General features: G+C 53.0%; 3 protein-coding genes. All 3 read left to right on the top strand.

Annotated features, from left to right (window positions below; genetic code table 11):
- Positions 1–61 precede the first annotated feature (61 nt).
- Entirely contained in the window at positions 62–5,392 is a 5,331-nt protein-coding gene (locus DW806_RS06275; RefSeq protein ID WP_118729459.1) for a SpaA isopeptide-forming pilin-related protein, read from the top strand.
- A gap of 21 nt (positions 5,393–5,413) precedes the next feature.
- On the top strand, positions 5,414–7,654 hold the full coding sequence (locus DW806_RS06280; RefSeq protein ID WP_118667841.1) for an S-layer homology domain-containing protein: 2,241 nt from the start codon (positions 5,414–5,416) through the stop codon (positions 7,652–7,654).
- Positions 7,655–7,659: 5 nt separating this feature from the next.
- The coding region (locus DW806_RS06285) for a type IV secretory system conjugative DNA transfer family protein (RefSeq protein WP_199677278.1) at positions 7,660–8,781 on the top strand (1,122 nt) is incomplete at its 3' end.

Raw genomic sequence — 8,781 nt, forward strand, 5'->3', positions numbered from 1 at the left:
GACTAAGAGATTAGGATTTCCTTTCCTAATCTCTTTTTTATTTGCAGAAGGAGATGAAAAAATGAGAAAAAACTTCTTGAAGCGTACCTTGGCAGGCGTGTTGTCTGCGGTAACGCTTTGCAGCAGCATGGCGGTCAGTGTGCCTACCGCATTCGCTGCTGAAGAAGATAACAAGGCATCGGCCATTGAGATCAAGGTCGGTGAAACCTACAATGTGGCGGACAAGGGCGTCAGCAAGGCGTGGTTCCAGCAGAATGGTGCACCGCGTAATGTATGGCCGATGTTCACCAAAGCATCAGACGGTACGGAAATCCGCGCATACTGCGCAGATCACGCCAAGGGCAATCCCGGTACAGGCGGCAAGCCGTACACCGTAACCGGGCAGGTCAAGGATATGCGTGTGTACGGCGTTGTTGTCAAGTCCGATAGTCGTAACACACTGAACACCTTTATCAGCGGTTCCAAGGTGCTCAACGCCGGTAACTTTACCGCAGATATGTATTTTTCTGCTTCGCAGGCTGCTATCTGGTGTGCGTTGGGTGATGCACAGATCGCGGCTAACAGCAAGTTCGGTATCACCTATCCCAGTTCCACCTCGCTCGGCTACCGTTCGTCCGGCAAGACGCTGAGTGCGTCCACTACTTCGGAAGCGCTTACACTGTATGCTGCTACTGAAATGCTGAAATACGGCAATACATTTGATAGCGTTTGGGGCAGCAGCGGCAAGGGTCATGCTCCATGGGTCGGCAACACAATCAATTATACGCCTGGCAGTGCAACCTACAATGCAGCCAATGCAAAGACCGGCTCGGTCGATCTGCCGAACGGTATTGCGAAGTCCGGTGTATTTGCCGAAAAGTCGATTGATGGTACAGATTATCTCGTTCTGCCGATGGCTGCGGCTTCTGCGACTTTCGTTCGCAGCAATCGTATCTTTGTGCGTGCATCGAATCTTCCGTCTGGCGCGTTTATCATGGACGAGGACGGCAACAAGAACGGCAGTGACGGTCTGCTGACGCTGAACAAGGTACACAGCGATAAAACGCTGTATAAGAACGGTAATGATATGGCTTATGGTCAGACTTTCCTGTTCTGTATTCCCAAAGCCACTGCCGAGCAGATGGACGCAGCAGGCACGAAGCTGACCACTTCTTTCTTAACCAGCATGAATGTTGACCGTTACAATGTCTATATTGCATCGACCAACAGCTCTGGTATTCAGCCTGTCATTTTGGTTGAGCCTGCGGTCAAGCTGGCCAGCAATAAGTTGGCGTTCAGTACTGCCACCTTCCAAGAAAAAGCAAGACTTAAAGTGTTGAAAACCGATAAGGACGGTGCACCGCTGGAGGGCTGTACTTTCCAGATTACCTATACCGATGCTGGAGAAGTTCAGACCAAAAGCAAAGATACCGACAGCAACGGTGAAGCAAACTTTGAGAACCTGCCGCTGAACACCACCGTAACCGTTAAGGAAACCGCAGCACCGGAGGGTTACACCCTGCTCCCGGCTAAAACCGTACAGACCGGCACCAAGGGCGGTCAGACGGTCGAGCTGAAGCTCGCCAACTCGGACGATCACACCTTTAAGGTTCACAAGATTTCGTCCGCCGATGGTCGCAACCTGATGGGCGCAACCTTTGAGGTTCGCGGTATCGACAACAACTTCAAGCACACCTACACCACTGATGCTCTGGGCGAGTTCACCATTCAGGGACGCGACCTGCCTAACGGTTCCTTTGAGGTGTACGAGGTTGCTGCACCGGAGGGATACGCTACCGATGGTTCGGACATTCAGACCTTTGCGTGGGACAACAGCAAGGACATTGAGCTGTCGTTCAAGGACGCTCCGCGACCGGGCATTAAAATCTACAAGTACGATAAGGACACCAAGATGCCGCTTGCCGGAGCGACTTTCGAGGTGCGCCGCGACGGTCAGGTGCTTGCAACCGTAAAGACCGATGTAAACGGCAATGCCGGTCTGTACGATTTGCCCAAGGGATTTTATCAGGTAGTCGAAACCGAACCGCCGCAGGGTTATCTCCGCGACGAGCAGGTGCACGAAGTCTACATCGACCCGACGGCCGACCCGACGCAGCTCATCCGCGAGGTCAACATTGCGAACACCAAGAAGCTGTCTATTCGCATTGTGAAAATCGACAAGGAAACCAAGGTTCCGCTGTCCGGCTGGAAGTTTGATGTTTACTACAACGATGCTCACCTCACGACGGTAACGACCAACCAGAACGGCGAAGCAATGGTTGAAAACCTCCAGCCGGGCACTTACCGTATCAAGGAAACCGGCGGCGATACCGAGCACTATAACATGGACGCCGGCGAGCAGACGGTCGAACTGGTAAAGGATCAGGCCGAAATCCCGACCCTTACCTTTGCCAATACCATCAAGAAGCATTTCGGTATTCTGAAAATCGACAGCGAAACTCACAAGCCGATTGAGGGTGTCACCTTTGCCATCTACAAGGACGGCAAGCTGCTCGGCAACTACACCACCGGCGCAGATGGCCGTATCTGGCTCCCGTATGCAGAGCCTGGCACTTATCAGGCGCAGGAGGTCATTACCGACCCGAAGTATGTGCTGAATGAAAAGGTATTCACCATCGAAAATAATTCCGAGTATCCGACTTTCTTTACCATCCCCAATGTAATGAAGAAGGATATTACCGTCACCAAGATCGACAAGGATACCGGCAAGCCGTTGCAGGGCGTTGTTTTCCAAGGCTTTAAGGACGGCAAGAGCATCGGCTACTTTACCACCGGCGCGGACGGCAAGTTCACGATCTCCTACGCCGACAGCGGCACTTACACCTTCAAGGAGTATCACACGTTGGCGGGTTATGTGCTGAATAAGGAACCGGTCACCATCGAGCATACGACGGACGGCAATGTGGATATTATCGTAGATAATACCGTTCAGAAGAAGTTCGAGGTCATTAAAGTGGACAGCCAGACCAAGCAGCCGCTGGCAGGCGTACAGTTTAAGATTTGGCGCGATGGCGTTCTGCTCGGCGATTACACCACCGACGAGAATGGCAAGATCGTTATCGAAAAGGCTCCGGCAGGCACCTACAAAGTACAGGAAACTGCTACTTTAAAGGAATATATCCTGAACGATAAGCCTTACGAAATCGAGCATACCACCGACAAGGCAACTTCTATCACCATCGAGAATACTAAGAAGCCTGGTCTGTCGATCACCAAGATCGATGCAGAAACGAAGAAGCCGCTGCCGGGTGCTGTGTTCAAGCTGACCCGCGCGAACGGCGATGTTGTTCGTGAGGACATCACGACCGGCGAGGACGGTACTGCCTTCGTTGAGGGACTGGATGCCGCAGATTATATCGTAACGGAGGTAACGGCCCCCGGCGGCTACATCATCGACAAGACCCCGCACCCGGTATCTCTGGAACAGGGCAAGACTTACACGCTTACCCTCGAGAACACGAAGAAACCCGGTCTGCTCGTAAAAAAGGTTGATGCACAGACCAGCAAGCCGCTGGCGGGTGCATCGTTCAAGATCACGCGTGGCGATGGCAGCGTTGTCCGCGAGAATGTTGTAAGCGATGTGGACGGTGTTGTTCATATCCCCGAACTGGATACTGGCGTATTTATCATCACCGAAGTTAAGGCCCCGTCCGGGTATGTGATCGACGAAACGCCGAAAACGGTACAGCTCCGCAAGGGTCAGACCTATGAAGTCACCTTCACCAATACGAAGCAGTCCGGTCTTACCATCAAGAAAATCGACGAGGAAACCCGTCAGCCGCTCAAGAACGCGAAGTTTAAGATTACTAAGTCGAATGGTGAACTGGTTAAGGAAGCAGATACCGATGTAAACGGCACAATCACGCTTACTGGCCTGCCGGATTGCTCGCTGGTAGTGACCGAGATCGCCGCGCCGACCGGCTATATCTTGCAGGACACCCCCAAGACCATTGAGGTCAAGGCCGGTCAGTCCTATGAGCTGACCTTTACCAACAAAAAGGCGTATGGCCTGCAGATCCGCAAGGTAGTCAAGGGAACCGGTGAAGCACTCGCAGGCGCGAAATTCAAGGTTGAGAAGGTGTCCGGTGAGCGCATCGGTGAGTATACCTCCAATTCTGCCGGTCTGGTCAACATTTCCGGTCTGGAGGACGGCATCTATGTCGTAACCGAGATCAAGGCTCCCAATGGCTACCGTATCGACACAAATCCGAAGAATGTTATTGTAAAGGCTGGTGAACTGGCCACAGTGGAATTTGAAAATGCCAAGATGTCCAGCATCCGCATTAAGAAGATTGACAGCGTGACGAAAGACCCCATTCCGGGCGTGCGTTTCCTGATTAAAGACAAGAATAAGAACATCGTTGGCGAGTATACAACCGACAGCGATGGCTATATCGAGTTGGAAAATGATCTGGAAGAAGGCAAGTATTATGCCGAAGAAATTCAGGCCGCACCGGGATATATCCGCGATACACAGGAGCGCACCTTCCGCGTCAAGAAGGGTGAGACGACTGAAATCATATGGGAGAATACCGCACAGTATGGTCAGATCCAGATTACGAAGAAGTCCAAGGACTACAACAGTATCAATGGTCTGCCCGCAGGTACGCTCCTGCAGGGCGCAACCTTTGAGATCTACGACAAGGCACAGAATGTTGTAGACACTGTGGTTTCCAACGAGCGCGGCCTTGCAATCTCCAAGCTACTGCCGCTGGGTCGTTACACCATCAAAGAAACCAAGGCACCGAACTATTACGGTGTATCCGGTGAAACCTTTGAAGCGGAAATCGAGTTTGCAAGCCAGATCGTCCGTCTGGAGGTTCTGGACGAGAGCGTTTACACCAATGTTGTAATCGGCAAGTCCGGTCCGAAGCAGGTAACGCCGGGTATGCCAATTAAGTGGACGATCTCGCGCGTAGCGAATAACTCCACAATCCGTCTGAACAGCTTCTACTGGCGCGACAATCTGCCGTATCAGGCGGTACAGCTGGATAAGATCGTAACCGGCACTTATAACACCCGTATCCCCTATAAGGTGGTTTATAAGACCAACTTCAATCAGACACCGCGCACGCTGGCAGATAACCTTGACCCGTCTGTCAACCGCGTACTGCAAGCAACGCCGACCGCACTCGGTCTGAAATCCGGTGAAGCGGTAACGCAGATTATGTTTATTTTTGGTACGGTGCCGTCCGGCTTCCGTATGGTGGATAACGCCTATATTTACGGTACGGTTCGCAAGTCGGCTTCCGGCAGTTCGTTTGTTAATAAGGCAGATGTTGGCGGTCTGAATGACAGCCAGCAGTGGATCATGTCCAATGACGCATGGACTACCACCATCTACCGCGCACCGACTTATAAAAAGCCGACCCTGCCGACTACCGGCTGGTAAGGAAAAGAGAGGAGAAAGAATATGAAAATCAGACGATTGATCTGTGCGGCGCTTGCCGCATCGCTCGCCCTGTGTCCTGCCGCTTTTGCGGCGGACACGCCGAAAACGGATCGTATCGTCACCACACAGAACGGCACCGGTTACTCGGTGTCCTCTGTGGGGCGGCATATCATCCCGGTGTCTGACAGCAGCCAGAGCTTTGATTTCTCGCCGCTGGACGGCTACGATCTGTCTACGCTTATCATCTCGGACGGTAAGTATACTGACCGCGCCAATGTCGTACATCTTGACGGCGATCTGAAGCTCAACGGTGTTACTTATCCTGTCCATTATCAGTCCAGGACGGATGCAGGCGGCGAAAGCGTGATCCGCGCGACCGTCGATATTCCGGCAGCATCGGACGATGTTACGCTGTCTGCCGAAGCGGTAAGCACCGCGTTTGCAGTCACAGCTACCTCGCAGACCGGCGCGACCGTATCCGCTGCCACGACTACGCTCAATAAGGGCGATGCGTACAGCATGACGGCAACGCCTGACCGTCTGTACAGCATCGTGAGCGCGGACTTGACGATTGGCGGCAGCAAGTCTACGGTACAGCTCTCCAAAGGCTGTGATGTGACCTCGAACGGGTTCCGGTTCCGCGTGGATGCAGCAGGCGTACTGGCGGTCTATTCCGGCGGCGTTACCTCTGCGACCACGATTGAACTGAAAACCGCAGAACGCCAGCCGGACAATGATGAAGTGCTTATCACTGTCCGCACCGGTCGCGGCCTGAGCAGCGATATTTCGCGTGACATCGTGAAGAAAGGCAGCAACTATAATGTGTCTTTCTCCGCAAAACGCGGCTATACGGTCGATGCTCTGACACTTTCGGCAGACGGCAAGACGGCATACTCCACGCCGAACACCAATACCGTCTTTGTCGGTACGAACGCCTATCGCGTATCCGGCAACAGCGACGGCTGCACTGTTTATCTGACCGACCTCCAGAGCAATATCACCGTCAGCGCCGAGAGCAGCTACGACACCGACCACCTCACCGTTGACACTTCGGCAGGCTCCGGCGTTCGTATCCGCAAGGACTGCGGCAGCACCGTAGACAACGGCACAGACATTGAGTTCGAAATCTATGTCACCGATGATGACCGCTACGAGCTGGACGAGGTAACTCTCCGGTTGGATGATAGCAGCCGCACCGTAGATGCAGATGCGACCTCTATCCGCGTTGCGGGCAAGACCTGCAAGATGGAAACCGACAGCGACGGCGTGCTGCATCTGTATGTGAACGATGTAGACAAGCCGGTGTCTGTGTCGGCTACGGCAAAGCGTATTGACACCAGCCACAGCATTACCATCAAGTCGGCGTCGCACCTCACGATCAGCAAGGATATTTCCGGCTCGTCAGTGCGCGACGGCAAGGATGTTGCTTTTACGGTTAAACCGTCCTCCGGCTATGCGGTCGATGATATTACACTCAAGATCGGCACGAAGTCCAACACCGTATCGGCAGGTGCGTCTTATATCCGCGTAAACGGCGTGGATTACAACATGACGCGCAATTCAAACGGCAATGTGACAGTTTATGTGGACAGCATCAAGAACAATGTCACGATCTCCGCGACCGCTGTGAAATCAAGTTCTGTGGTCAAGCCGACCACCGGTAATGGTGCAAACGGCAAGATTTACATTGACCGTTCGGTTAAAACGCCGTTCTTTGTTGGTTATAACTCGCGGTTTCATCCGAAGCAGAACCTCACGCGCGCCGAAGCCGTACAGCTCCTTGCACGCATGACAAACGCAAGCGGCAGCAAGTATACCAACAGCAGCGGTTTCTCCGATGTGCAGGTAAACAGCTACTACTCTAATGCACTGTCTGCGTTCGTATACGGCGGCATTGTAGACAGCAGCACTTATTTTAATCCCAATGCGGCGATCACGCGCGCGGATTTCGTTGAAATGATCTACCGTCTGGATACCACTTCGGACTATAACGGCTCCAATCGCTTTACCGATGTGTATTCCACCGCGCCGAACGCTGCGGCGATCGCTTACTGCTCGGATCGCGGTTGGGTGCGCGGTGATCCGTCTGGCACATTCCGTCCGTATGACTATATCACGCGCGCTGAAGCTGCGGCAGTAGTCAACCGCACGATGGGACGCACGCTCTCGTCCACCGATGTAAGCGGTATCCGCTACACCGATGTTCCGATGAACTTCTGGGCGTATAACGATATTCTGATCGCGTCCGGCAACCAGAGGTAACACCTATGCGACCGGACAAAAGAGGTTCGGCAGCGAGCACCACCACTCTGGTGGTGTTCGCTCTGCCGGTTATCTGGCTCGGATTGATCGGCGGCAGCTGCGCTGCGCCGGGACGAACGCTGATTGACTGGATAAACGCTTTCGGCACAGCAATAGAACAGCCCTGGCATTTTTCCTTTAACCAGTACAGCTTGAAAGCCATACTGATCGCACTTGCTGCTTATGCGCTGTGCATCATGCTCTACCGGGACAGTCAGCGCAAGCGCCGCCCGGGCGAAGAATACGGCTCTGCCGAATGGGGCAACGCCAAGCAGATAGACAGCAAGTACCGGTATCACGATAAATTTACGGTCGAAGTAAAACAAACGCTTCATCGCATAGCGAGTTTCTTCGCTTTATGTGCAGAATTTATCACCGGAAAGCTAACAGAAGAAGAACGCCAGCGCCGCAAAGAACAGAAAGCGCTTGCGGTTCATGTAGACCAGAACATACCGCTGACCATGCATACACGCATTGGCCTTGATGTATTCCGGCACCAACGCAACCTCAATATGATGGTTATCGGCGGTTCCGGTACAGGTAAGAGCCGTTCGGTGTCGAAACCGGAGATCTTGCAGGCAAACTGCTCGTATATTATCTGTGACCCGAAGGGTGAGTTGCTGCGCGACTGTGCAGAGTTCCTGCTCCACGAGGGTTACGACATCAAGGTGTTTAATCTCAAAGAAGGCGAACGCCGCTGCGGTAATATGTACAATCCGTTCCGCTATCTACGTTCCGAGGTAGACTGTGTGCAGCTTGTAACGCTGCTGTTTCGTGCGACCACGCCGAAAGGCTCGCACAGCAGCGACCCATTTTGGGAGCGCGCCGAAGAAACGCTCGTAACGGCTCTGGTGCTGTTTATCTATCTGGAGTGTGATCCGGAAGATCAGAATTTCGCAACAGTGATGTTCCTGCTCCGCAACGCGCAGGCCAGCGAAGAAGACGAGGGTAAACAAAATCCAGTAGATACTCTATTTGCTGAAATTGCCCAAGAGCACCCAGAACACATTGCCAATCAGTATTGGGAAGCCTACAAACTCGCCGCAGGTGTTGTATGCTCTAAAAGACTTCTTAATCAATCGGTTGGG

Origin of the sequence: Butyricicoccus sp. AM32-19 (assembly GCF_003480365.1) — a bacterium.
In the GTDB taxonomy this organism is placed as follows: Bacteria; Bacillota; Clostridia; order Oscillospirales; family Butyricicoccaceae; genus Agathobaculum; species Agathobaculum butyriciproducens.